This is a genomic window from Marinobacterium marisflavi (assembly GCF_982447095.1).
Window position 1 is genome coordinate 3,057,066 of record NZ_OZ457898.1, and the last position, 23,955, is coordinate 3,081,020.

Here is a 23,955-nt window from a genome sequence, read left to right on the forward strand (position 1 = left end):
ATTTTTCAGGTCATGTGAATGTTCAAACAGAAAACCCTTGAAGAGGTCAAAGCGTCCGCTAGACGCTCGAGTGGAAACTCGTCGGCTGCCTTCTACAACAATCCCAACGTCCGAGCGATTTTCTACCAGATCCTGCTGGTATTCGGATTAGGCTACTTTTTCTACTCCATCATCAGTAACGTTCTAGCGAACATGGAAGCGACCGGTATCAAGACCGGTTTTAGTTTTTTAGGCGCGTCCGCTGGTTATGACGTACTAATGACGTTGATTTCCTTCGAATCAACCGATACCTACGGCAAGATCTTCATCGTTGGCTTCCTCAATACCTTGCTGGTATCGGCCATCGGTATCTTCTTCGCTACTATTCTCGGTTTTATCTTCGGTGTAGCAGCTTTCTCGCACAACCTGTTGATCCGAAAGGCGGCGCTGATTTACGTAGAGATCTTCCGTAACATCCCGCTGTTACTGCAGGTCTTCTTCTGGTACTTCGCTGTGCTATCCGCACTGCCTGGTGCCCGCCAGAGTCTTAGCCTTGGCGAAGCGATCTTTCTGAACGTGCGTGGTCTTTACCTGCCAAAAATGGTCGGTGGTGACCTATTCTGGCTAGCTGAAGCAGCACTTGGCGTTGCGATCGTCGGTATCTTCGTGCTACGTCGCTGGGCGAAAAAGCGTCAGGATGAGACAGGCCAGCAATTTCCGGTACTGAACGCCTCAATTGCGATGGTGATCGGCCTACCGTTACTTGCGCTGATTGTTACCGGCTTCCCGTTTGAGATGGAGTATCCTGCACTCAAGGGCTTCAACTACTTCGGCGGTATCACGGTTATTCCTGAGCTTATGGCTCTCGCAATTGCACTGTCGGTCTACACCGGTGCATTTATCGCTGAAGCGGTACGTGCAGGCGTGCAGGCGATCCCTCATGGTCAGACAGAAGCCGCTCGCAGTATCGGCCTCAAAGAGAAGAAGATCATGCAACTAATCATCGTACCTCAGGCGATGCGCGTGATCGTGCCACTGCTCAACTCTGAGTATCAGTCACTGGTTAAGAACTCGACGCTGGCTGCGGCAATCGGCTACCCCGATCTGTTCAACGTCTTTGTCGGAACCGCACTGAATCAGACGGGCCAAGCAATTGAGACCATCTTTATGACGATCATTGTCTACTTCGTGGTGAACATGGTGATCTCGTTCCTAATGAACCGTTTCAACAACGCCGTCGCGTTGGTATCTCGCTAAGGAGGCTGTGATGAAAGACTTTCAACCCATTGCAGATCGTCCAGCTCCGGTACAGACGGTCGGCCCTGTTGCCTGGATTCGTGAGAATCTCTTCTCATCAATCGGCAACAGTATCGTCACCCTGGGAATCATCGCATTCCTGGTCTACTACATCCCACCCATCCTAGACTGGGCCTTCTTCTCCGCTAACTGGAGCGGAACTACAGAGGACGCCTGTGTTAAAGATGGAGCCTGCTGGGTGTTTATTAACGCCTGGTCTTATCAGTTTTTCTACGGCACCTACCCGTTAGAAGAGGTGTGGCGTATCAACTTGATGATCGTGCTCCTGCTGATCGTCATTGCGATGTCATTCACGCTACCTAAGCACTACCGTATGAAGGCCTCTATCGCTGCTTGGCTGGCACTGCCGCTCATCGGGATGGCCGTGCTGTACGGTGGCTGGGGTGGCCTTGAGGTTGTGAGCACTGACCTCTGGGGTGGCTTTACCCTGAACGTCTTTATGGCGGCTGCGAGTATCATAGTTGCCTTCCCATTCAGCTTCCTCTGGGCGCTGGGCCGACGCTCGCAGATGCCATTCATTCGTTCGGTATCGGTGATCTTTATCGAGTTCTTCCGCGGCGTGCCCGTGCTGTCGCTCTTCTTTATGGGCTCGGTGATGCTGCCACTCTTCTTCGCTGAAGGGACAAACGTCGATAAGCTCATTCGTGTCTGGTTGGTACTGATCTTCTTCATGTCTGGTTACATGGCAGAAGTATTCCGTGGCGGCTTTGCTGCGGTGCCGAGCGGACAGTATGAGGCGGCCGACTCGGTGGGCCTCAGCTACTGGCAGAAGATCCTACTGATTATCCTGCCGCAGGTGATCAAGATCTCAATGCCAAATATTCTGGCGACTTTCGTCATGCTGTTTAAAAACACCACCTTCCTGTTGATCATCGGTATCCCAGAGGTGGTGCAGACGCTACAGACAGCACTGTCTAACTCATACTGGCTGGGTGGCCACGCGCTTGAAGGCTACCTGTTCGTATTCCTCGTGTTCTGGGCGAGCTGTTTTGGTATGTCCGTCCTGTCGCGCCGAATCGAACGCACAATGAATACAGATAAGAGAGATTAACTATGACTGCAGTTAAATCTTCCGCAGAAGCTCAAGACATCATCGTTATTGAGAACCTGAACAAATGGTACGGTAACTTCCACGTACTCAAAGATATCAACCTGCGGGTGAAAAAGGGTGAGCGTATTGTTATCTGTGGTCCATCGGGCTCAGGTAAGTCGACCACCATCCGCTGTATCAACCGACTAGAGGAGTTCCAAGAGGGCTCTCTGCGCGTTGATGGCGTCGAAATGATTGATGATGTGAAGAACATCGAGACCATCCGCAAAGACGTGGGTATGGTGTTCCAGCACTTCAACCTCTTCCCGCATCTGACCATCCTTGAGAACCTGACACTGGGCCCAATATGGGTACAGAAAAAGCCTAAGGCAGAAGCTGAAGAGATAGCGATGAAGTACCTGGAGCGCGTTAAGATCCCAGATCAGGCACTCAAGTACCCCGGCCAGCTATCAGGTGGTCAACAGCAGCGTGTGGCGATCGCCCGTTCGCTCTGTATGAACCCCAATATCATGCTGTTCGATGAGCCAACCTCTGCACTCGACCCTGAGATGATCAAAGAGGTACTCGACGTAATGGTTGAGTTGGCAGAAGAGGGTATGACGATGCTCTGTGTAACCCACGAGATGGGCTTTGCGAAGAAAGTCGCTGACCGCGTTATCTTTATGGATGGCGGCCAGATCGTGGAGGAGAACAACCCTGAAGAGTTCTTCAATAACCCGCAGAACGAGCGTACTCAGCTGTTCCTTAGCCAGATCCTGGGCCACTAAGCCTGAGTATCAACTAACGAACAGTAAACTCTCCACAGAGCGGTTGTGGCCAAGCGGCTGCAACCGCTTTTTTGTTTTCACAGGTCGCCAGCAGATAGTGCATCCGGGCAAATGCGGCTTCCGGCGTTAGATCATAGCCATCCAGCGCGCCCAGGCGTTGCAATTCAGAGCCCGCCTCATAGACGCCCTGTTCCACGTACCCCGTCGCACACTGGGTAAGGTTAACCAACAGTATTCCAGCCTCAACCGCTCGCTGCAGCGCGGCCATCAAAGCTTCATCATCGCTAGGCAAGTTCCCACTCCCATAACTGAGCAGGATCACGGCTTCGCACCCACTCTGGCTCAACGCCTCAATCAGTGTCGATGGCATCCCCGGGTAGATCAATAGAGTCGCCACGGCCTGGTTATTGAACTGAAGCGCTCCCTTATACCTTCCACCGACGAAGGGCACTGCTGCGTCAGCCATGAATAGAGAGGGTTCAGACAACCCCAGTCGCGCCGCGTTCGGCGAGTCAAACCCCTGATACGATTGGACCGATATTTTACGAACACGGTTACCCTGCAGCACATAGCCACCAAAACAGACGTAGACACCGGCAGAGGGCGCACTCTCGATCAGCGCAAAGCTAGCGCTGATATTGGCATGAGCATCGCTGTCAGTTCGCTCTAAAGGCTTCTGAGATCCGGTTACGACGATGGGTAGGCCGAGCCCCCCACAGGTGAAGCTGAGCGCGCTGGCACTGTATGCCAGCGTATCCGTGCCGTGGATAACGATAACGCCAGCATAATTTTGGCCGTGGTGCGAAACCGCTTCGGTGATTCTTTGCCAGTGGCTCGGCAACAGGTTTGAGCTATCGATCAGCGGCTCTAGTTCGATCAGATCGAAACGGCCCACCAGCTCAGGAAGTTGCTGTTCAATCCTCGCATTTAGACCAGGTGCCGGTGCAAGCCCAATTGGGCCCTCTACCATGCCAAAAGTGCCACCAGTATTGATAACAAGGGTTTTGCCGCTCATACGCTTCCCTCTAACAGTCGTTGTGCACGTCCCGCCTTAGAGACGGTTGATACCTTCAGATCGATCTCACTTTTGAGAAGTTTTGCCAGCGCTAACAGGCCGCTTGTATCGCCGGATTTAAGCTCCAATTCGACTTCAGAGATCGGCACGCGCTTAGGCGCCGCAAAAATCTCGCCTTGATCCAGCGCGACCTCTATCAATGCCCCCTGATAGTCTATAAGCCAAGCTGTGCGCTTAAAGTCTGTTGTAAACAGCGGCTTGAGTTCAGCGGGGTCAATCTGAGCTGGAAGCTGTTCCCGCGCTAACTCCGGATTAACTTCGCTACTCGGCAGTTCCCACTCCCACTCACCGCGAGTACTAATTCCATTGGCATCCACCTGCCCTGCTGTTTTCAATGTTTGAACCCACTGATTGCCGATCCGGCGAACACGCAGTGCAATACGAGCCTGCTTAAGAGCTTGTTGGGGCGTATCGTAGTAGCAATTAGCCAACATCAGAGAACTGTTTGGCTCCCAGCCCTTTGCAGACATCAATTTTATAAAGTCGGAGCTTGCCTGCGGCGCAATCTCCATTTTTAACTCTAGCTCGGCAGCCATTCCCATTCCCAATAAAGGCGGTAATCAACAACCGCACTGAAAAACAACAGCCAAAGCATATCACCAAGCGGCACCGCATTGCTCAACCAACAAGCTGCGCCGCTCAGAAGGGGCCATGTAGCAACTCTGCGACCCTTTTGGCATTATGCGGTTATCTACAGTTGGATTCTCCTATGGCACAGCTACCTAACACGATCGATAAAATCAGCGCTTTGATCGGCTCGCCCTCGATTAGTTCGACCTCCCCCCAGTGGGACAGCTCGAACCTTGGCGTGATCGAGACGCTTCATACCTGGCTTGAAGAGCTTGGATTCAGCTGTGAAGTGATGCCTGTACCAGGTGAACCCACCAAGGCAAACTTGATTGCGACCCTCGGGTCCGGTCCGGGTGGTTTAGTGCTCTCTGGGCACACAGATACCGTGCCTTGTGATCCCGAGTTGTGGAAGTCGGACCCGTTTAAACTGAACGAGCGCGACAACAAACTCTACGGCCTGGGCAGTTGCGATATGAAGGGTTTTATCGCGCTGGCCATCGAAGCCGCGAGTCTCTTCAAAAATGCCGATCTCAAGGCGCCATTGATCATTCTTGCTACCGCAGATGAGGAGTCATCAATGTCCGGTGCTCGGGCACTGGTCGATGCTGGAAAACCTAAAGCGCGGGCAGCTGTGATCGGTGAGCCAACAGGTCTCAAGCCCATCCGCATGCATAAAGGCATGATGATGGAAGCAATTCGTATCGAGGGCCAAGCCGGCCACTCATCCGATCCGTCACTCGGCGCCAATGCGCTGGAAGCGATGCACGGGGTAATGACCGAACTGCTGAGCATCCGTGCCGAGTTACAAAGCAACTATCAGAACGCTGGCTTCAAGGTGAACGTACCGACAATGAACTTTGGCTGCATCCACGGTGGCGATAATCCCAATCGGATCTGCGGCCGTTGTGAGATGGAGTTTGACCTTCGCCCGCTACCCGGCATGTCGATGGATAACCTGCGTAACATGATTAGTGAGCGCTTACATCCAATTGAGGCCAAGCATAACGTCCAGCTAACAACTCGGTCGCTATTTCCTGGTATTCCGCCCTATGAGCAGACCGAGCAGTCTGAGCTGATTCGTCAGGTCGAGAAGCTGACCGGCCACAGCGCAGACTCAGTCGCCTTTGGTACCGAAGCCCCTTTCCTGCAGTCGCTTGGTATGGAGACGGTCGTGCTAGGGCCTGGATCGATCGACCAAGCGCATCAGCCGGATGAGTTCTTGGCGTTAGATCAGATCAAGCCAACCCTTGAGCTGCTACAGAATTTGATTAAACATTACTGCCTCTGAGGAGAGCGCTACATGAGTGACCAATACAGCTTTATCGACTGGTTCCGCCACTCCTCTCCCTATATCCATGCACACCGGGGAAAGACCTTTGTGCTGATGTTGGGGGGCGAGGCGATAGAGCATGCCAATTTCCGCAATATCATCCATGACATTGCGCTGCTCAACAGCTTGGATATTCGACTAGTGCTGGTTCACGGCGCGCGCAGTCAAATAGACGCGCGCCTTGCCCAAGCAGGTATCGACGTGCATCTGCACCACGACCAGCGTGTTACCGATAGCGCCAGCCTAAACTGTGTCGTGGAGGCGGTAGGCAGTGTGCGCACTTTCATTGAAGCACAGCTCTCGATGGGCCTCGCAAACACACCCATGCATGGTGCTGGCATCCGTGTTGCCAGTGGTAACCACATTATCGCTAAGCCAGTCGGTGTGCTGGACGGGGTTGATATGGGACACACGGGTGAGCTGCGCCGGGTCGATGCCGATGCGATCGAACGCCAACTGCAACAAGACAACGTGGTGCTGATCTCTAACCTCGGCTACTCGCCGACCGGTGAGATCTTCAACCTCCCATCTGAAGAGGTCGCTGTAGGTGTTGCCAACGCGCTCAATGCAGACAAGCTTATTCTCTTCGGGGCCCAGGAGGGCATCACTGATAGTCATGGCGAGCTGAGAACAGAACTGCTCGCGGCAACAGCTAAGCGGTTAGTAAGTCATTACTTTGCACGTCACGAGGACCCATCACAACCCTATACTGAGACAGCTTGTCTGCTGGCTGCGGCGGCCGATGCCTGTGATTTAGGCATTCCACGGTGTCATCTGGTCAGCTACAAAGAGGACGGTGCGCTACTCACCGAACTCTTTACCCGTGACGGCACCGGCACGATGATCAGCAAAGAGTCCTACGAGCAGGTGAGACCGGCAACAATCGAAGATGTCGGTGGCATCATCGAGGTGATTGCACCGCTAGAGGAGCGTGGTGTGCTAGTGCGCCGCTCGCGCGAGCTGCTGGAGGCCGAAATCGAACAGTTCTCGGTGGTTGAGCGCGACTCCGTCATCATCGGTTGTGCTGCGCTCTACCCTTTCGCGGAGGAAGCTGTTGGTGAGCTTGCCTGTGTTGCGATCGATGATGATTATCGCGGTGGAAACCGTGGGGAACTACTGCTGGAGCATGTTGAAGAGCGGGCCAAAGAGCAAGGGCTTAAACAGCTGTTTGTGCTGACAACACGAACGGCTCACTGGTTTCAGGAGCGGGGCTTTGCGGAGCAGCCACTCGAATCGCTACCGGGCCAGCGAAAGGCGCTCTATAACTTCCAGCGCAACTCGAAGGTGTTCTTTAAGACGCTCTGATCAGTGGGTATTTAAGGCAGGAGCACGCGGAACTCAGCGCCACCGAGCGTTGAGCTCCCGACTTCGAGTGCACCGTTATAACTACTCAAGATATCGGCACAAACGGCCAGCCCTATCCCCTGCCCCGGAGTCGATGTATCTAGGCGGGCACCTCGCTCGAGAATCGTAAGCCGCTCAGCGCTCCCTACTCCCGGACCATCATCGCCAATCAGGAGCAGCAGACCATTCGCATCCTCATACGCCGCGACTGAAACGCGTGACTTTCCGTATTTGAATGCATTCTCTAGCAGGTTACCCAATAGCTCCATTAAATCGCGCTCGTCACCGGGGAAGCTCTTCTCGGTCAGGCCCTCAATCTCTACCTCTATCCCTTTCGATGCATACACCTTGGACAATGCACCGCAGATGCGCTCAACAGCTGCAGCGATCGGTACGGTGTTAGCCAGGCGGCTATCTTTGCTCTTCACCGCTCGGCTGAGCTGATACTGCACAATCTGAGACATGCGATCCGCCTGCTCATCGATAAGACGCTCATAGGTCTCCAGGGTGTGCTGCTCACCGGCCGCTCCTTTAATCACGGCAATCGGCGTTTTTAGACTGTGTGCCAGATCGGCTAGCGTGTTGCGATAGCGCTCACGCTGCAAACGCTCAGTATCAATGAGTCGATTTAGGTTGCGCGTAACCGGCTCAACCTCTTTCGGGTAACTGCCTTTTAGCGCCTCTGCATCACCCTTCTCAATGCCAGAGATCTCATCCGCCAACCCTTTCAGAGGTTTGAGGCCCCAGCGCAGAATCAGGTACTGCAACAGCAGCGCCAGCAGATAGACAGCAAACAGCCAGCCCCAGAGCTGCGTCTGGAAGGTGATCAGCTCCTCCATTGCCCTGCTATCACTGTTAAGAACTGCGATCAGATATTTATATTCTGAACCATCAATATCCCATATTAAAGGGTAGACATAGAGAAAGGTGTTTTCATCTTTACGATGCGAGAAGCGGCTGGTCCCCGGTTCGGGCTGAATCTCTGAGATCTGACTGATCAGTTCATCTTCGATTAGTGTGCTCGATTCAGAGCGCCACTTCAGCTCGCCCTCGGCATCGAAAACCAGCGCTGACAACCCAGATTGGACTTGAGAAAAACGAGGCTCTTGGAGCGTACGCGGCAGTACCAACTCACTCTCAATGAATTCCGCCGATCCCAGCAGCGCATAGGTATGCAGGCGTGCCTGCGACTCTTCAGAGGTTAACAGCGTTGTTTCAAAAGCGCGCTGCAGCGCTGCACCCGCGAAGATGGTCAAAATAGGGAGCAGTACCATAGAGGCCCAGAGCAGACGCGCTCTAAGCGATCCAGGCACCGGCAGCAGCGAAACCAGTCGCTTAGTGAGTTGCTTCCAGTGCAAAGCGGTATCCCAGGCCTCGGACCGTCAATATGGGGTTCAGTGTCTGATCCGGATCCAGCTTCTGACGCAGTCGGCGAATGAACACCTCCAATACGTTAGAGTCACGGTCGTAATCCTGATGATAGAGGTGCTCGGTCAGTTCCGATTTGGAGATAGTCTGGCCTGCATGCAGCATCAGATACTCGAGCGTGCGGTACTCATAGCTCGTCAGCTTGATCTCCACCTCATTCACAGAGACAGAGCGCGCTGTCGTGTCGAGCGTAATCGGGCCAAAGCTCATCTGTGGTTTAGCGTGACCCGCTGCACGACGCAGCAGCGCATTCACGCGCGCAGTGAGTTCTTCTATGTGGAAAGGTTTAACCAGATAATCGTCCGCGCCGGCCTCAAGCCCCTCAACCTTATCCTGCCAATCGCCGCGGGCAGTCAGTATCAAAACCGGCAGGTCGCGCTGAGCGCTGCGCCAGGCCCGAATTACCTCTAAGCCTGAACGACCTGGCAAACCAATATCCACGATTGCCAGGTCGAACTCATACTCAGTACCGAGATAGACCGCCTCATCGCCGTCGCCACACTCCTCAACGGTGTAGCTACGGCTATGCAGATTAGAGACCAGTTGACGGCGCAGATCAGGATCGTCTTCAACGATTAGAATTTTCACTCCACCGCCTCCTTTGCTGCTTCTTGCTTGGCAGGCGAGACAGGCGCATCTGCTAGGGGTTCAGATTCTGGTGCTGTAACAGTTTCAGCCGGTCCAGTCACTGCATCCACGCCAGCAGCATCGGCGGCGCTGTCATCTGCACTGTCATCAGCATTGGTCACAGCGGCTGTCTCGATAGGTTTGATGATCTCGCCGTTCGCAGCATCAATTACCACATCTCGCACACGGCCATCATTCACCACGCGGATATGGAAGTGGATACCCATCTCATCCTCAACCTGTTCCGCTTTCAGCACTTCGCCCCCAAAGGCAGCTACCGCAATATCAGCCGCAGCTTTAATATCGAATGGCAATTGGGTAGCAGCGGGCACCGCCTCCTCAGAGACAACCGACGCATCAACACCCTCGGCAGCCTCCTCAAGAGGGACCTCAGGCTGGCCGGCCTCGCTCTGCTTAGGTTGCCTATCCTGCGAACTGTTCTGGGATACCGGTTCAACGGCCGCACTCTCTTGTACCGTCGCCTCTTCTGCGTCGGCAGCAAAACTAACAGGTACGAGTGCCAGAGTAAGAAGCGCAATTAGGGCTGCGCGTAGGGAATTAATCAACCCGTCCTCCGGACATAAAACGACTTATCTGGCACAAGATTAAACTAACGCAAATGAATTGGAAATTAACCACCCCGCAAAATGAAATAGCTGCCACCGTTCCAGGTCGCGCACGCTCCCTTCGAGTCGAACTCTTCTGATATACTCTCGCGACTGAAGTTTGCATTGATGCTCGAGAACGAGCGAACAATTAGAGAGAAACGACATGCCACAATATCGCTCAAAGACCTCAACAGCGGGTCGTAATATGGCTGGTGCACGCGCCCTATGGCGTGCAACGGGCATGAAAGATGATGACTTCCATAAGCCCATTATTGCTGTAGCTAACTCCTTTACGCAGTTCGTACCGGGCCACGTCCACCTGAAAGACATGGGGCAATTAGTTGCTCGTGAAATCGAACGCGCCGGTGGTGTGGCGAAAGAGTTCAACACCATCGCGGTGGACGACGGTATCGCAATGGGCCATGACGGCATGCTTTACTCTCTGCCAAGTCGCGACATCATCGCGGACTCTGTTGAGTACATGGTTAACGCACACTGTGCCGACGCTATCGTCTGTATCTCTAACTGTGACAAGATCACCCCTGGAATGCTGATGGCCTCTATGCGCCTCAACATACCCGTTATCTTCGTAACCGGCGGCCCAATGGAAGCGGGTAAGACCAAACTGGCTGAGCACAAGCTCGACCTGGTTGACGCAATGGTAATGGCTGCAGACCCGAACGCATCAGACGAGCAGGTCGATGCTGTAGAGCGTTCAGCTTGTCCGACCTGTGGTTCATGTTCAGGCATGTTCACGGCGAACTCGATGAACTGTCTGGCGGAAGCGCTCGGTCTTGCACTGCCGGGTAACGGTACAGTCGTAGCAACTCACGCTGACCGTGAAGGTCTGTTCCTCGAAGCCGGTCGCCGCATCGTTGAGATGGCGAAAGACTACTACGAGAACGACAACGAGATGATCCTGCCACGCAGCGTCGGCTTCAAAGCGTTCGAGAACGCTATCACCCTCGACATCGCTATGGGCGGTTCTACTAACACCATCCTGCACCTGCTGGCGATCGCTCAGGAAGCTGAGATCGACTTCACTCTGGCCGACATCGACCGTATGTCACGCACGGTGCCACAGCTATGTAAAGTGGCGCCAAACACGCAGAAGTACCATATCGAAGATGTACACCGTGCCGGTGGGATCATGGCGATCCTCGGTGAGCTGGATCGCGCCGGTAAACTGCACACAGACGTACCGTCGGTGGCTGGTGCAAACATGGGCGAAGTACTCGATAAGTGGGACATCATGCGCAACCCCACACCTGAAGTCGTGGAGTTCTACAAAGCGGGTCCTGCGGGTATCCCGACCCAGGTCGCATTCAGTCAGTCAACTCGCTGGCCATCCCTCGATGGTGACCGCGAGAACGGCTGTATCCGCTCGATAGAGAACGCGTTTTCACTCGAAGGCGGTCTAGCCGTCCTGTTCGGTAACCTCGCTGAAGACGGCTGTGTCGTTAAAACAGCTGGCGTTGACGAATCTATCCTCGTCTTCGAAGGCCCAGCACACGTGACCGAATCACAGGACGAGGCGGTTGACCACATCCTCAACGACCAAGTGAAAGCCGGCGACGTTGTGATCGTACGCTACGAAGGCCCCAAAGGCGGCCCGGGTATGCAGGAGATGCTTTACCCAACGTCGTACATCAAGTCTAAAGGCCTGGGGAAATCCTGTGCGCTGCTGACTGACGGACGCTTCTCTGGCGGTACCTCTGGCCTCTCTATCGGCCACGCCTCTCCTGAAGCGGCGGGTGGTGGTAACATCGGCCTGGTGCGCGACGGTGATATGATTCGTATCGATATCCCTGCACGCAAGATCGACGTCCTGCTGTCAGACGAAGAGCTGGCTGCTCGCCGTGCAGAGCAAGACAAGATAGGCTGGAAGCCTGCTAAAGATCGTCCACGTAAGGTCTCTGCCGCTCTCAAAGCCTACGCGAAGCTGGCAACCGCTGCTGACAAAGGCGCAGTGCGCGACCTGTCACAGCTCGACTAACCCAATACGAGGCATCTACGCGAAGCGTATGTCGCAGACCTACTCTAAAAAGCCCTGCCACCGTGCAGGGCTTTTTGTTATCGCTGTGTGCGGGGCCTCGGTAGAGATAGTTGAGACACGCTGCTAGCCGTCCATGGGCGCTCGGTGATTTACATCCATGTAAATCAACGGTCTCAACTACCTCTACCGAGACCCAAGCAGTGGTGAAAACTTAAGTGACTTTTACTCTCGCGACCAGTGGGCGTCGCTAAAAGATCTCTAGGACAGCCTGATAAACGAGCCTCAGTGCAAGCAGAGTGATTACCGCTCGAAACAGCTTATTGAACAGGTCAGAGGCGACCTTTTTGAGGAAGTGCAGGCCTATATATGTGCCAATGGCACCGGATGCAATCATCGCTAGGATGAACGGTAGCCACTCAAGAAAAGAGAAGCCCACAAACGCAAATACAAATCCTTTGAGCGCATGTTGAACACTCAGCGCTGCGCCCATGGTGGCCACTTTAGTCATCTTATCGCCATCTCTGCGGTGAATAAGACCGCCGACTAGCGGACCTGTAGCACCGACAAACATTGAAATAAGAGTTGTGACGACTCCAGAGAACACCGTACGGCGGGCGCTCATTTGGCCCGCTTTGGGTTTCGGCCCCCAGATCATCCAAAGAATAAAGAGGCCAACACCCACCTGAATCAACACCAGCGGAAGTTGGACGACAATAAATGACGCGAGAATCGCGCCTGCGATGGCTCCTAGGGCGAAGCGGCTAACCCAGACGCGATCAATGTGCTGGCGGGTCATGAAAGCACGGTTAAAATTTGAGCCGAACTGCACTAACCCATGAACCGGGATCAGCGCAGCGACTGGCACAAGCTGTGCCATTGCGGCAATGAGCAGCGCTCCTCCGCCAATGCCCAGCGTTGCAGTGATCAATGAGGTAAACCCGGACAGGAGTATTAAAAAAAGCGCGGTATAACCGCCAATGTCAGCTGGCAGCCAGGCCGATAGCAGGTCCATTTACTGCTCTTCAACCATCTGCGTCAGCACCTGAAGGGCCCAGCTAATGCTATGGCGATACGCTACCTCAAGGTAAGGCTTCTCTAGGGGCAGACGTAGATGAGCAAAGTCACCCCGCTCATAGAACTCAACATTCTGGAGTATCTCTCCCTCGGAATCGGCGTACTTCAAGATAGCGGCTTTGAGGCGCTGGTCCAGCGGTACTTGGGCCATCAGCTCATCCATCGGAATCTCCATTAGGGCGTCAAGCTGCGATAGCAAGCCAACAAAGAAGTGATTCATTGGGTTTGCTCGCTCCAGCATCTCTGCCGTCACTTCGCACATACGACCTCGTTGCAGCATGGCTCGAGTCATCTCCTGCGGTTGTCCCTCCTCCGCGACTGACAAAAACAACATCACCCATCGACGTATCTGATCTAGCCCCAACAGAGATATAGCATGAGCCAGGCTGGTCACTTCACGTCGTAAACTAAATGCTGCAGAGTTAATGACACGCAGGATCTTGTAGACCAGTTCGGGATCCCGCAGCGCCAGCGCCTCTATCGACTCGGAGGTTGCATTGGGGTTGTTCAGCTCGGTCAGGATCTGCAACAGCACCAGCTTATTGCCCTGCACACGCCGACCACGCACTAGCTGCGGCTTGCTGAGGAAGTACCCCATAAAGAGGTCAAACCCCATACGCTGGCACGCTTGGAACTCATCAACCGTCTCAACCTTATCTGCTAGCAGCTCCATCCCTTTGCGGCGCAGTTGACGCACAACGTTAGGCAGCTCATCAAGTTGGAATTTGCGCAGGTCAATTTTTACGATATGCACCAAATTGAGCAATGCATTGAAGCGAGGGTCCGTTGGGTCATAGTCGGCCAATGCAACTTTAAAGCCCTCTTTGACCAAAAAGTCGATCCTCTCAACCAGCTTTGGAGTGATCGCGGTGCTGCCAATCACCTCCAATACAAAGCTCTCGCGAGGAATTTCAGGAATGTCATGTTCCAGTAGAAAGGTATCGTTGACCTTGAGGAAGAGCGGTGCCTGACGCACTGAGCTTTTATCTGGTACGCTCGAATAGGTATTCAATAGAACGTTGAGGGTCGCCTCATCATCTTTGAGGCCCTTAACAAACTGGCCTGACTCGTCACGAAACAACAACTCAAACGCCACCACCTCTTTGGTCTTGGTGTAAATCGGCTGACGCGCCATCAGCACTTGTAATTGCTGTTCGTCGACGGTTGAGATCGAGTTCATGGACGTCCTTCGTTCGTTTGAGCTGCTATCAGTGTAGCTGGGAATCTTTAGTCTCGGCTGTTTGCGATAGTGGCGCAAGCCAATCAGGCCAGTTTTCGCAGCTCCATTCCGCCCTGCGGTAGAGGTCACGCAGAATACTGAGCCATTGACGCAGCGCAGTGCGTGGCATCTCTAAACGAGCAGTCTCGCTCTGATTGTCGCCAAAGACAAGGGTGACCGCCTTAGGGCGTGAAGTCATGTCAACGCGTCTAACGAGCCAAGCACTCTCGGCAGCCGGAATAGGCGCCTCTTGCTCAATATCTCGCTGGGCTCGCTGTTGCGTAAAGGCTTGTAGATCGCTCGCCTGAGGCTTTCCGCTGGTCTCCTCCTCCAGCACCTTAACCAACGCAGGTACTACACGGTTGAGGAGCCGCTGGGTTAGCCACAGCGTAGTACGTTGTTGCTGAGGATCCTCAAGATTGAGACGTATACGATCCTCTTCCTGCACATACTCAGTGGTCAGGCGTTCAATCTTAAATTCTCGATCAGTCATCAAATAAATGGAACAAATGGGACGCAGCCGGCCAGAGCCAGAACCATCACTGCAGTTACCGATAGTTTAATCTTCATAGTTTAGACCCTATAAATTTGTCGCTTATCCGCGTCCATGTAAATAAAAAAGGCAGCCGAAGCTGCCCTTTTTGGTTTTGCACTTAGCTCACTTGCCAAGTTTGCGGCGAATCTGCTCTATCGCACGCAGCTGTGCGGTTGCTTCTGCAAGCTGGGCTGCAGCAGTTGAGTATTCGAACTCACCCTGCTTATCAGCCATCGCCTGCTCGGCAGCCTTCTGCGCTTCAAGAGCTGTCGCTTCGTCAAGATCGTGCGCACGAGACGCAGTGTCAGCCAGGATAGTCACCTTGGTTGGCTGGACCTCTAAGAAACCACCGGACACGTAGATCACGTCCTCTTCACCGCCCTGCTTGCGAAGCTCGACAGGGCCTGGTTTGATTTCCGACAACAGCGGAGTGTGACCTGGGTGAACACCCAGCTCACCCAGGCTACCCCTCACTGAGATGAACTCGACAAGGCCAGAGAAGATCTCTTCTTCAGCACTCACGATGTCACAATGAACAGTCATAGCCATTTCCTTTACCTCTTCAGGTTCCGCTCAAAGGCGATTACATTTTGTTGGCTTTTTCGACAGCTTCTTCGATGCCGCCAACCATGTAGAACGCCTGCTCTGGCAAGTTGTCGTACTCACCGTTCAGGATACCCTGGAAGCCACGGATAGTGTCTTTCAGTGCAACGTACTTACCTGGAGAACCTGTGAAGACCTCTGCCACGAAGAATGGCTGAGACAGGAAGCGCTGGATCTTACGAGCGCGCGCTACGGTCTGCTTATCTTCTTCAGACAGTTCGTCCATACCCAGGATCGCGATGATGTCCTTCAGCTCTTTGTAGCGCTGCAGAACGTTCTGTACGTTACGAGCAACTTCATAGTGCTCAGTGCCGATTACCAGTGGATCCAGCTGACGTGAAGTAGAGTCCAGTGGGTCAACCGCAGGGTAGATACCCAGCTCGGCGATCTGACGAGACAGTACGACTGTCGCATCAAGGTGCGAGAAGGTTGTCGCTGGAGATGGGTCAGTCAAGTCATCCGCTGGTACGTATACCGCCTGGATAGACGTGATAGAACCGGTCTTAGTCGAGGTGATACGCTCCTGCAGAACGCCCATCTCTTCCGCCAGTGTTGGCTGGTAACCTACCGCTGAAGGCATACGACCCAGCAGTGCTGATACTTCAGTACCCGCCAGTGTGTAACGGTAGATGTTGTCTACGAACAGAAGTACGTCACGACCTTCGTCACGGAACTTCTCAGCCATAGTCAGACCAGTCAGTGCTACACGCAGACGGTTGCCTGGTGGCTCGTTCATCTGGCCGTAAACCATCGCTACTTTCGACTTGTCGAACTGCTCAACGTTTACAACGCCCGCTTCCTGCATCTCGTGGTAGAAGTCGTTACCCTCACGAGTACGCTCACCTACACCTGCGAATACAGACAGACCTGAGTGCTGAGTCGCGATGTTGTTGATCAGTTCCATCATGTTTACGGTTTTACCTACACCGGCACCACCGAACAGACCGATCTTACCGCCCTTCGCAAACGGACATACCAGGTCGATTACCTTGATGCCTGTTTCCAGCAGCTCGTTAGTAGCTGCCTGGTCAGCGTAAGTTGGCGCTTTACGGTGAATAGGGTAACGCTCCTCTTCACCAATTGGGCCACACTCATCGATTGGGTTACCCAGTACGTCCACGATACGACCGAGAGTCGCAGTACCTACAGGTACAGAAACTGGAGCACCAGTGTTTTCAACGTCCAGACCACGGCTTACACCTTCAGTCTGACCCATTGCAATTGTACGTACGACACCGTCGCCCAGCTGCTGCTGAACTTCCAGTGTCAGGTTGGTTTTAGTGACGTTCAGTGCGTCATAAACCTTCGGCACGTCTTCACGTGGGAATTCCACGTCAACTACCGCACCGATAATCTGAACAATACGTCCGCTACTCATGTTCGGATCCTCTTAACTTATTGACCTGTTCACTGCTTTAAACAGCTGCAGCACCACCCACGATCTCAGAAATCTCCTGAGTGATCGCGGCCTGACGAGCCTTGTTGTAAACCAACTGAAGCTCATCGATGAGGTTTCCAGCGTTGTCTGTCGCGTTTTTCATCGCCAACATACGCGCTGCCTGCTCACAGGCGTTGTTCTCAACCACAGCCTGGTACACACACGATTCAATGTAACGCGTCAGAAGTCCTTCAAGGAGCTCTTTCGCCTCTGGCTCGTAGATGTAATCCCAGTGATGGTTCAGACCTTCATCGTCTTCCTCAGCTCGCAGTGGTAGCAGCTGGTCTACTGTTGGCTTCTGAGTCATGGTATTCACGAACTCGTTTGATACGACATAGAGTCGATCAAGTTTGCCTTCAGAGTATGCGTCCAGCATTACTTTCACTGCACCAACCAACTGTTCCGCTTCCGGTGCATCGCCCAGGCCGCTTTTAGCTGCCACAACGTTACCACCGTAGTTACGGAAGAAGCTGATCGCTTTAGAGCCCAACGCACAGATGTCCATTTCGACATTCTGGTCGTGGAACTCTTTCATCTTGCTCACGGTCGCCTTGAACAGGTTAATGTTCAGACCACCACAGAGTCCGCGGTCAGAGGCAACGATAATGAAGCCAACACGCTTCACTTCGCCGCTCTGCATGTACAGGTGCGTGTATTCAGGGTTAGCTTTCGCCAGGTGCTGAATCACACCGCGGATGCTGCGAGCATAAGGTCGGGAAGACTGCATACGATCTTGAGCACGACGCATCTTAGATGCAGCAACCATTTCCATAGCGCTGGTAATCTTTCGAGTGCTCGTGATACTCGCGATCTGTGTCTTAATCTCTTTTCCGACTGCCATAGTTCCGCCTCTATCTCTGACTTAGTTTCGGCTGAGCAGCTTGCTCAGCCGCCATGCCCTTTATAGTGAGCAATTACCAAGTCTGGGTAGATTTGAACTTCTCGATGCCGGCTTTGAACTGAGCTGCGATTTCATCGTTGTAATCACCCTTCTCGTTCACCTGGCCCATCAGATCAGCGTGCTCGCTATTGAAGTAAGCGATCAATGCTGATTCGAAATCACCGATTTTGTTCAGATCTACGTCTGCAAGGAAGCCTTCGTTCGCAGCGTACAGGCTCAGACCCATCTCAGAAACTGACATAGGAGAGTACTGCTTCTGCTTCATCAGCTCAGTTACGCGCTGACCGTGCTCAAGCTGAGCGCGAGTCGCGTCGTCGAGGTCTGAAGCGAACTGCGAGAACGCTGCCAGCTCACGGTACTGTGCAAGAGCCAGACGTACACCACCACCAAGCTTCTTGATGATCTTAGTCTGAGCCGCACCACCTACACGTGATACCGACAGACCTGCGTTGATTGCAGGACGGACACCCGAGTTGAACAGGCTAGTCTCAAGGAAGATCTGACCGTCTGTGATCGAGATAACGTTGGTTGGTACGAACGCCGAAACGTCACCACCCTGAGTCTCGATTACAGGCAGAGCTGTCAGAGAACCTGTTTGACCTTTAACTTCACCGTTAGTGAACGCTTCTACGTAGTCAGCGTTTACGCGAGCAGCACGCTCGAGCAGACGTGAGTGGAGGTAGAATACGTCACCTGGGTAAGCTTCACGACCTGGTGGACGACGCAGAAGCAGAGAAATCTGACGGTATGCCCAAGCCTGCTTGGTCAAGTCATCATAGATGATCAGTGCATCTTCGCCGCGGTCGCGGAAGTATTCACCCATTGCACAGCCAGCGTATGGTGCCAGGAACTGCATCGCTGCAGGATCGGCTGCACCAGCCGCAACTACGATGGTGTGATCCATCGCGCCGTGCTCTTCAAGCTTACGTACTACGTTAGCGATAGTAGACTGTTTCTGGCCCACTGCTACGTAGATACATTTGATACCCGTACCTTTCTGGTTGATGATCGCGTCGATCGCAATTGCCGACTTACCGATCTGACGGTCACCGATGATCAGCTCACGCTGGCCACGGCCGATTGGTACCATCGCATCGATCGCTTTCAGACCAGTCTGTACTGGCTGATCAACCGACTGACGAGCGATAACGCCTGGCGCTACCTTCTCTACTGCGTCGGTGATTTTTGCGTCGATAGCACCTTTACCGTCGATTGGGTTACCCAGTGCGTCTACAACGCGGCCGAGTAGCTCAGGACCTACAGGTACTTCAAGGATACGACCAGTACATTTAGCGGTCATACCTTCTTTCAAGTTCTGGTAATCACCCAGTACTACGGCACCGACAGAGTCACGCTCAAGGTTAAGCGCCATACCGTAGACGCCACCAGGGAACTCGATCATTTCGCCGTACATTACGTCAGCGAGACCGTGGATCAGGATGATACCATCGGATACGCTAACGATTGTGCCCTCGTTACGGGCTTCAGAAGACACATCAAGAGATTCGATGCGCTTCTTGAGAATCTCGCTGATCTCAGATGGATTCAGTTGCTGCATTTTTATTCCTCACACTCAGGAATTCATCGCTTCGGCCAGTTTCGCCAGTCGTGCACGAACGGAACCGTCGATCACAAGGTCATCAGTACGAACAACCACACCACCCAGGATAGATCTGTCTACCTGTGTAGTGACCTGTACGTCACGACCCAACTTAGTACTTAGCGCCTTGGCCAGTTTCTGCTGCTGTTCATCAGCCATCTCGAAGGCAGTTGTCAGATCCACTTCAATCGAAGCTTCCTGTGCTGCTTTCAGCTTTTTGAACTGAGTAGCGATCTCTGGCAGTAGAGCTAGGCGACCGTTCTCGGCCAGCAGGGCAATAAAGTTTTTGCCTGACTGGTCCAGTTCGTCACCAAGAACCTCAACAAGAGTTGAGCCTTTTTGCTCTGACGTAAGTGCGGCACTTGATAGTACCTGGGCTACTGTCGCATCAGCTACAACGGTAGCTGAAACGGAAAGCATATTTGCCCATTGATCGAGGCTGCCCGCCGCTACCGCGTATTCAAACGCAGCTTTGGTGTAGGGCCGAGCGACTGTATTGAGTTCAGCCATCGTAAACCTCGCTTACAGCTCAGCTGCTAGTTTATCAACCAGCTGCGCGTGCGCTTTCTCGTCAACAGAGGCTTCCAGAATTTTCTCAGCGCCAGCAATTGCTAGTGCTGCAACCTGTACACGAAGGGCTTCCTTCGCTTGGTTGACTTGCTGTTCGACTTCAGCTTCTGCAGCAGCTTTAACGCGATTTGCTTCCTCGCGTGCCTGCTCTTTAGCTTCTTCGACAATCTGGTTAGCCCGCTTGTTGGCCTGTTCAATGATGGCGGCTGCTTCTTCTTTAGAAGCACGCATGTCATCTGCGGCTTTCTCCTGCGCAAGACGTAGATCACGTTCTGCACGTTCTGCCGCATCAAGACCGTCTGCGATCTTCTTCTTACGCTCGTCCAGCGCTGCTGTCAGCGGTGGCCAAACGTACTTCATGCAGAAAAGCACGAAGAAGAAAAACGCAATGGCCTGACCAATGATGGTGAGATTGATATTCACGCCATTACCCTCGCGGTTGTTTGATTAAAAGTTTGTTTGTCCAAAGTGGACGTGCTTTTAGTCAAAGTATCTTAAAGGGCGAACAGTACGTACATGCCCAGACCAACACCGATCATTGGGATCGCGTCAACCAGACCCATTACGATGAAGAACTGAGTACGCAGCAGTGGCACGAGTTCAGGCTGACGAGCAGCACCTTCGAGGAACTTGCCACCGAGGATACCGATACCGATTGCAGCACCGATAGCACCCAGACCAAGCATCAAAGCAGCAGCTAGCAGGTAGTATTCCATGATTTTCTCCAGTTACGTTTCAATGTTATTGAGTTGTTACAGTTTCTTACAAAAAAGCTTTGTAATTCGTTTTATCTCATCAGTGATCTTCGTGGGCCATCGCCAGGTAGACAACTGTCAGTACCATGAAGATGAACGCCTGAAGCGTAATGACGAGGATGTGGAAAATTGCCCAAGGAACAGACAACAGCCACTGAGCCCAGAACGGTAGAATTGCAATCAGGATGAAGATCATTTCACCTGCGTACATGTTACCGAAAAGTCGAAGCGCCAGAGATACAGGCTTAGCCAACAGACCAACGATCTCTAGGAAAAGGTTGAACGGCGCGAATACTTTTGGCAGCGGCTGGAACGACAGTTCAGCCAGGAAGCCACCTACGCCCTTCATCTTAATGCTGTAGTAAATGATCAGACCAAATACACTGAATGCCAGACCGCCCGTAGCGTTCACGTCAGTGGTTGGAACTATCTTCATGTAATGAACGCCGAGTTCATTAAAGATGAATGGAATCCAGTCGATTGGCACAAGGTCCATCAAGTTCATCAAGAAGATCCAGACGAAGATTGTCAATGCCAGAGGTGCGATTACCGGGTTCTTGTGATGAAAGACGCTCTTAACGTTCTCATCAACAAACTCGATGATCACTTCGATGAAACCTTGTAGACGGCCTGGTACATCAGAAGTTGCTGAAGCTGCCACCTTACGGAACAGCCAGATAAAAAACAGACCCAGACCAACTGACCATAGCATGGTATCAACGTTGATCGCCCAAAAGCCCATCTCTTTCGTCATCTGCGCGGTATCCGCTGCAGTCTCGCCGTGAGAGAAGGTCCAGCCCTCCTCTGGGTGATTACCGAAAGTGAGATTGGTAAGGTGGTGCTTAATATATTCTTGAGAAGTATATTCGCCGCTCGCCATTCCTAGTTCTCTCTATAAGTTCAAAGTTCACGAATTTCTCGCCCCACCCACTTGCATCACCAGGTTCATCACCTGCATCAGCAGCAGTGCGGCAAATAAGGAAAATCCACTTAGGGGCTCTATCAGCACAAAACTCAGTGCGAAGAGCATGGCCATCAGTGCCATTTTCCATATTTGCCCAGCGTACAACTCAGCCAAGGCGCGATTTGCCGTCTCAGGTGCGCGGTTTTTGAAGTGTCTCCATGCATGCCAGAGTTGCGGCAGCAAGTAGATCAATCCACCGAGCAGTGCTGAGTAAGCGACAACGAAATCAAAGGAAACCAGTAGAAGTGTGACTAGAGCTAAGATAGCGCTTTGATATTTCAGAGTTGTGAAATACCGCTGTCGCGCTCGATCGCCCCGTTTTACCCACATCCCGGCCTGCATTGATCACCCTCAGGCTTGTCTTCGGGAGGCTATTAGTTGGCTCTTATGACCAGCCTCTCCGGTTTACACAGACAAAAGTCGGCTGGGATTATAAGGAGAAGCAGTCCGGGCATCAACTTAAACCTGAAACCATTGCACTAAGGTCGTGCAATGCACAACACAAAATGCAATCAGTGCTCAGTTTTGGAGCTTAAATAAGATCCCTTCAAGCTCATCTGAGTCCTTGAAATTGATCGTGATTTTGCCACGACCCTTCGCATTACCCGACAGCGTCACCTTAGCGGCAAAGTGTTCAGATAACTGCTGAGCTATTTGGGAAAGGTGCTCATTGGCTGCTTCAGCTTGCTTCTGCTCGGATGTCGGTTGCTGTAGTCGACGCGCTAAGGCTTCGGCATCACGCACAGATAGGCCTTTGGCAACGACCTCACGAGCAGCTTGAAGCTGAAGTTCGGCACTCAGTGGCAATAAGGCGCGCGCATGACCCATCTCAATGTCGCCTCGCTCGAGAAAAGTCTTTACCTCATCACTAAGGTTAAGCAGACGTAATAGATTTGCGACAGCAGAGCGCGACTTACCAACAGCCTCGGCGACTTCCTGCTGCGAAAGTTCGAACTCCTGCTGCAGACGCTGCAGGGCGATCGCCTCTTCGACCGGGTTGAGGTTTTCACGTTGAATATTCTCGATCAACGCCATCGCAATGGCAGCTTCATCTGGAACATCGCGTATCACCGCTGGGATCGCATTCAAACCCGCCATCTGCGCTGCGCGCCAGCGGCGTTCACCCGCAATAATTTCGTAACCCGTTTCCACTGGACGGATAACAATCGGCTGCATCACACCCTGAGCACGTATAGAGTTGGCTAACTCTTCCAAGGTTTCGTTATCCATCTCACGGCGGGGCTGGTAGCGTCCGCGGCAGATCTGGTCAACCGGGATCTCGTTAAGGCCGGTACTGGCCGTTTCAGCCATACCCGCGTTAACATCATTGAAAGCTGCGGTATCGACACCCGAAAGGAGGGCGTCCAGCCCACGTTTTAGCCCACGTTTCTTGCTCATACTTCGCTCTCTTTCGCTTCCTTAGCTGAGGATGTCGTGCTCTGATCATTGCGGCGAATTAGCTCACCCGCCAAAGCTAGATACGCCAAGGCTCCACGGGAGTGTTTGTCGTACTGAAGGGCTGCCAAACCATGACTCGGTGCTTCAGCCAGACGAACATTGCGCGGAATCACCGTGCGGTAAACCCGTTCACCGAAGTACTCAACAAGATGTTCAGAGACATCTTTGGTCAGACTCATACGTGGATCGAACATGGTGCGCAGAATACCCTCTATTTTCAGTTTCGGGTTCAAGCGCTTCTGAATGCGATCAATGGTACCCACCAACGCACTTATACCCTCAAGTGCGTAGTATTCGCACTGCATTGGAATAATTACACCGTCGGAACAGGCGAGGGCGTTCACCGTTAACAAGTTGAGGCTTGGGGGGTTATCTATCAGGATGTAATCGTACTTGTCCGCGATCGGCATGAGGGCCATTTTTAGGCGAAATTCTCGGCGCGGTAACTCCAGAAGTTCTACCTCTGCAGCGGTCAAATCGCCATTGGCACCGAGCAGATCAAAGCCCGCCTCCAAATCGCCAATAATCGCATCCTTGGTCTCAGCTTGATCGGTAAGCACTTCGTAAATTGAGAGAGTGAGCTCCTGCTTTTCAACACCGCTCCCCATGGTCGCATTGCCCTGAGGATCTAGGTCGATTAGCAGCACCCGCTTATTCATCGCCGCAAGTGACGCTGCTAGGTTCACACTGGTCGTGGTTTTACCTACACCGCCCTTTTGGTTGGTAACGGTCAGAATTTTAGCCAA

At 52.9% G+C, this 23,955-nt stretch carries 25 protein-coding genes; 6 read left to right on the top strand and 19 right to left on the bottom strand.

Annotated elements, in window-relative coordinates:
* Window positions 1-18 precede the first annotated feature (18 nt).
* The 3 genes from AC1WNR_RS15040 to AC1WNR_RS15050 are packed head-to-tail and all read left to right on the top strand — an operon-like array spanning window position 19 to window position 3,114.
* Window positions 19-1,236, top strand: coding sequence for an amino acid ABC transporter permease (locus AC1WNR_RS15040; RefSeq protein WP_481645309.1), 1,218 nt, complete (start codon window positions 19-21; stop codon window positions 1,234-1,236).
* Window positions 1,237-1,246: 10 nt separating this feature from the next.
* Window positions 1,247-2,347 (top strand): amino acid ABC transporter permease, encoded by a 1,101-nt coding sequence (locus tag AC1WNR_RS15045; RefSeq protein ID WP_481645310.1) that lies wholly within the window; start codon window positions 1,247-1,249, stop codon window positions 2,345-2,347.
* A gap of 2 nt (window positions 2,348-2,349) precedes the next feature.
* Window positions 2,350-3,114: an amino acid ABC transporter ATP-binding protein gene (locus AC1WNR_RS15050; protein WP_481645311.1), complete on the top strand. Its 765-nt coding sequence runs from the start codon at window positions 2,350-2,352 to the stop codon at window positions 3,112-3,114.
* Window positions 3,115-3,127: 13 nt separating this feature from the next.
* On the opposite strand, the gene AC1WNR_RS15055 is transcribed toward AC1WNR_RS15050, so the two are convergent.
* The gene (locus tag AC1WNR_RS15055) at window positions 3,128-4,129 is read right to left on the bottom strand and encodes an asparaginase (protein WP_481645312.1); all 1,002 of its coding nucleotides are present in this window, start codon (window positions 4,127-4,129) and stop codon (window positions 3,128-3,130) included.
* On the bottom strand, window positions 4,126-4,725 hold the full coding sequence (locus AC1WNR_RS15060) for a CYTH domain-containing protein (protein WP_481645313.1): 600 nt from the start codon (window positions 4,723-4,725) through the stop codon (window positions 4,126-4,128). The genes AC1WNR_RS15055 and AC1WNR_RS15060 overlap by 4 nt, the downstream gene beginning before the upstream one ends.
* Before the next feature lie 173 nt (window positions 4,726-4,898).
* Here AC1WNR_RS15060 and argE point away from each other — a divergent pair, with 173 nt between their 5' ends.
* Both argE and argA read left to right on the top strand, forming a co-directional pair.
* Entirely contained in the window at window positions 4,899-6,047 is a 1,149-nt protein-coding gene (gene argE / locus AC1WNR_RS15065) for an acetylornithine deacetylase (RefSeq protein WP_481645314.1), read from the top strand.
* A 12-nt stretch (window positions 6,048-6,059) separates the two neighbouring features.
* Complete coding sequence (argA, locus tag AC1WNR_RS15070; protein WP_481645315.1) at window positions 6,060-7,394, top strand: amino-acid N-acetyltransferase; 1,335 nt, start codon at window positions 6,060-6,062, stop codon at window positions 7,392-7,394.
* 11 nt (window positions 7,395-7,405) lie between these two features.
* Here argA and AC1WNR_RS15075 read toward each other — a convergent pair whose 3' ends face one another.
* Genes AC1WNR_RS15075 through AC1WNR_RS15085 form a run of 3 tightly spaced genes read right to left on the bottom strand, consistent with a single transcriptional unit; the run spans window position 7,406 to window position 10,054 of the window.
* A complete protein-coding gene (locus tag AC1WNR_RS15075) occupies window positions 7,406-8,791 on the bottom strand; it encodes an ATP-binding protein (RefSeq protein WP_481645316.1) in 1,386 nt (461 codons plus the stop codon).
* Window positions 8,769-9,449: a response regulator transcription factor gene (locus AC1WNR_RS15080; RefSeq protein WP_481645317.1), complete on the bottom strand. Its 681-nt coding sequence runs from the start codon at window positions 9,447-9,449 to the stop codon at window positions 8,769-8,771. The genes AC1WNR_RS15075 and AC1WNR_RS15080 overlap by 23 nt, the downstream gene beginning before the upstream one ends.
* Complete coding sequence (locus AC1WNR_RS15085) at window positions 9,446-10,054, bottom strand: PepSY domain-containing protein (protein WP_481645318.1); 609 nt, start codon at window positions 10,052-10,054, stop codon at window positions 9,446-9,448. Before AC1WNR_RS15085 ends, AC1WNR_RS15080 begins: the two co-directional genes overlap by 4 nt.
* Before the next feature lie 205 nt (window positions 10,055-10,259).
* On the opposite strand from AC1WNR_RS15085, the gene ilvD reads away from it, so the two are divergent.
* Window positions 10,260-12,092, top strand: coding sequence for a dihydroxy-acid dehydratase (gene ilvD / locus AC1WNR_RS15090; RefSeq protein ID WP_481645319.1), 1,833 nt, complete (start codon window positions 10,260-10,262; stop codon window positions 12,090-12,092).
* 247 nt (window positions 12,093-12,339) lie between these two features.
* On the opposite strand, the gene AC1WNR_RS15095 is transcribed toward ilvD, so the two are convergent.
* The 14 genes from AC1WNR_RS15095 to AC1WNR_RS15160 form a co-directional block, all read right to left on the bottom strand.
* Window positions 12,340-13,104, bottom strand: a complete 765-nt coding sequence (locus AC1WNR_RS15095; protein WP_481645320.1) for a sulfite exporter TauE/SafE family protein — start codon at window positions 13,102-13,104, stop codon at window positions 12,340-12,342.
* Window positions 13,105-14,346 (bottom strand): EAL and HDOD domain-containing protein, encoded by a 1,242-nt coding sequence (locus AC1WNR_RS15100; RefSeq protein WP_481645321.1) that lies wholly within the window; start codon window positions 14,344-14,346, stop codon window positions 13,105-13,107.
* Between the two features lie 28 nt (window positions 14,347-14,374).
* Entirely contained in the window at window positions 14,375-14,878 is a 504-nt protein-coding gene (locus AC1WNR_RS15105) for a hypothetical protein (RefSeq protein ID WP_481645322.1), read from the bottom strand.
* 165 nt (window positions 14,879-15,043) lie between these two features.
* Window positions 15,044-15,469: a F0F1 ATP synthase subunit epsilon gene (locus AC1WNR_RS15110; RefSeq protein WP_481645323.1), complete on the bottom strand. Its 426-nt coding sequence runs from the start codon at window positions 15,467-15,469 to the stop codon at window positions 15,044-15,046.
* A gap of 34 nt (window positions 15,470-15,503) precedes the next feature.
* Window positions 15,504-16,901, bottom strand: coding sequence for a F0F1 ATP synthase subunit beta (atpD, locus tag AC1WNR_RS15115; protein ID WP_481645324.1), 1,398 nt, complete (start codon window positions 16,899-16,901; stop codon window positions 15,504-15,506).
* Window positions 16,902-16,938: 37 nt separating this feature from the next.
* Window positions 16,939-17,802, bottom strand: coding sequence for a F0F1 ATP synthase subunit gamma (atpG, locus tag AC1WNR_RS15120; protein ID WP_481645325.1), 864 nt, complete (start codon window positions 17,800-17,802; stop codon window positions 16,939-16,941).
* Between the two features lie 73 nt (window positions 17,803-17,875).
* Complete coding sequence (gene atpA, locus AC1WNR_RS15125) at window positions 17,876-19,420, bottom strand: F0F1 ATP synthase subunit alpha (RefSeq protein WP_481645326.1); 1,545 nt, start codon at window positions 19,418-19,420, stop codon at window positions 17,876-17,878.
* Between the two features lie 15 nt (window positions 19,421-19,435).
* On the bottom strand, window positions 19,436-19,972 hold the full coding sequence (locus tag AC1WNR_RS15130) for a F0F1 ATP synthase subunit delta (protein WP_481645327.1): 537 nt from the start codon (window positions 19,970-19,972) through the stop codon (window positions 19,436-19,438).
* Between the two features lie 12 nt (window positions 19,973-19,984).
* Window positions 19,985-20,455: a F0F1 ATP synthase subunit B gene (locus AC1WNR_RS15135; RefSeq protein ID WP_481645328.1), complete on the bottom strand. Its 471-nt coding sequence runs from the start codon at window positions 20,453-20,455 to the stop codon at window positions 19,985-19,987.
* 71 nt (window positions 20,456-20,526) lie between these two features.
* Window positions 20,527-20,748 carry a F0F1 ATP synthase subunit C gene (atpE, locus tag AC1WNR_RS15140; protein WP_481645329.1) on the bottom strand — a complete coding sequence of 74 codons (222 nt, stop codon included), beginning with the start codon at window positions 20,746-20,748 and terminating at the stop codon, window positions 20,527-20,529.
* 79 nt (window positions 20,749-20,827) lie between these two features.
* Window positions 20,828-21,667, bottom strand: a complete 840-nt coding sequence (gene atpB / locus AC1WNR_RS15145; RefSeq protein WP_481645330.1) for a F0F1 ATP synthase subunit A — start codon at window positions 21,665-21,667, stop codon at window positions 20,828-20,830.
* A 27-nt stretch (window positions 21,668-21,694) separates the two neighbouring features.
* On the bottom strand, window positions 21,695-22,093 hold the full coding sequence (locus tag AC1WNR_RS15150; RefSeq protein ID WP_481645331.1) for an ATP synthase subunit I: 399 nt from the start codon (window positions 22,091-22,093) through the stop codon (window positions 21,695-21,697).
* Between the two features lie 177 nt (window positions 22,094-22,270).
* Window positions 22,271-23,149 carry a ParB/RepB/Spo0J family partition protein gene (locus AC1WNR_RS15155; RefSeq protein ID WP_481645332.1) on the bottom strand — a complete coding sequence of 293 codons (879 nt, stop codon included), beginning with the start codon at window positions 23,147-23,149 and terminating at the stop codon, window positions 22,271-22,273.
* Complete coding sequence (locus AC1WNR_RS15160; protein ID WP_481645333.1) at window positions 23,146-23,955, bottom strand: ParA family protein; 810 nt, start codon at window positions 23,953-23,955, stop codon at window positions 23,146-23,148. Before AC1WNR_RS15160 ends, AC1WNR_RS15155 begins: the two co-directional genes overlap by 4 nt.

Excerpts from the sequence above, each read along its gene's own strand:
- ilvD (WP_481645319.1), top strand. The coding sequence starts at position 10,260 with ATGCCACAATATCGCTCAAAGACCTCAACAGCGGGTCGTAATATGGCT.
- atpA (WP_481645326.1), bottom strand. The coding sequence starts at position 19,420 with ATGCAGCAACTGAATCCATCTGAGATCAGCGAGATTCTCAAGAAGCGC.
- atpD (WP_481645324.1), bottom strand. The coding sequence starts at position 16,901 with ATGAGTAGCGGACGTATTGTTCAGATTATCGGTGCGGTAGTTGACGTG.
- AC1WNR_RS15100 (WP_481645321.1), bottom strand. The coding sequence starts at position 14,346 with ATGAACTCGATCTCAACCGTCGACGAACAGCAATTACAAGTGCTGATG.
- AC1WNR_RS15130 (WP_481645327.1), bottom strand. The coding sequence starts at position 19,972 with ATGGCTGAACTCAATACAGTCGCTCGGCCCTACACCAAAGCTGCGTTT.
- AC1WNR_RS15055 (WP_481645312.1), bottom strand. The coding sequence starts at position 4,129 with ATGAGCGGCAAAACCCTTGTTATCAATACTGGTGGCACTTTTGGCATG.
- AC1WNR_RS15110 (WP_481645323.1), bottom strand. The coding sequence starts at position 15,469 with ATGGCTATGACTGTTCATTGTGACATCGTGAGTGCTGAAGAAGAGATC.
- atpB (WP_481645330.1), bottom strand. The coding sequence starts at position 21,667 with ATGGCGAGCGGCGAATATACTTCTCAAGAATATATTAAGCACCACCTT.
- AC1WNR_RS15045 (WP_481645310.1), top strand. The coding sequence starts at position 1,247 with ATGAAAGACTTTCAACCCATTGCAGATCGTCCAGCTCCGGTACAGACG.
- atpE (WP_481645329.1), bottom strand. The coding sequence starts at position 20,748 with ATGGAATACTACCTGCTAGCTGCTGCTTTGATGCTTGGTCTGGGTGCT.
- AC1WNR_RS15040 (WP_481645309.1), top strand. The coding sequence starts at position 19 with ATGTTCAAACAGAAAACCCTTGAAGAGGTCAAAGCGTCCGCTAGACGC.
- atpG (WP_481645325.1), bottom strand. The coding sequence starts at position 17,802 with ATGGCAGTCGGAAAAGAGATTAAGACACAGATCGCGAGTATCACGAGC.
- AC1WNR_RS15150 (WP_481645331.1), bottom strand. The coding sequence starts at position 22,093 with ATGCAGGCCGGGATGTGGGTAAAACGGGGCGATCGAGCGCGACAGCGG.
- AC1WNR_RS15050 (WP_481645311.1), top strand. The coding sequence starts at position 2,350 with ATGACTGCAGTTAAATCTTCCGCAGAAGCTCAAGACATCATCGTTATT.
- AC1WNR_RS15095 (WP_481645320.1), bottom strand. The coding sequence starts at position 13,104 with ATGGACCTGCTATCGGCCTGGCTGCCAGCTGACATTGGCGGTTATACC.
- AC1WNR_RS15155 (WP_481645332.1), bottom strand. The coding sequence starts at position 23,149 with ATGAGCAAGAAACGTGGGCTAAAACGTGGGCTGGACGCCCTCCTTTCG.
- AC1WNR_RS15060 (WP_481645313.1), bottom strand. The coding sequence starts at position 4,725 with ATGGCTGCCGAGCTAGAGTTAAAAATGGAGATTGCGCCGCAGGCAAGC.
- argE (WP_481645314.1), top strand. The coding sequence starts at position 4,899 with ATGGCACAGCTACCTAACACGATCGATAAAATCAGCGCTTTGATCGGC.
- argA (WP_481645315.1), top strand. The coding sequence starts at position 6,060 with ATGAGTGACCAATACAGCTTTATCGACTGGTTCCGCCACTCCTCTCCC.
- AC1WNR_RS15105 (WP_481645322.1), bottom strand. The coding sequence starts at position 14,878 with ATGACTGATCGAGAATTTAAGATTGAACGCCTGACCACTGAGTATGTG.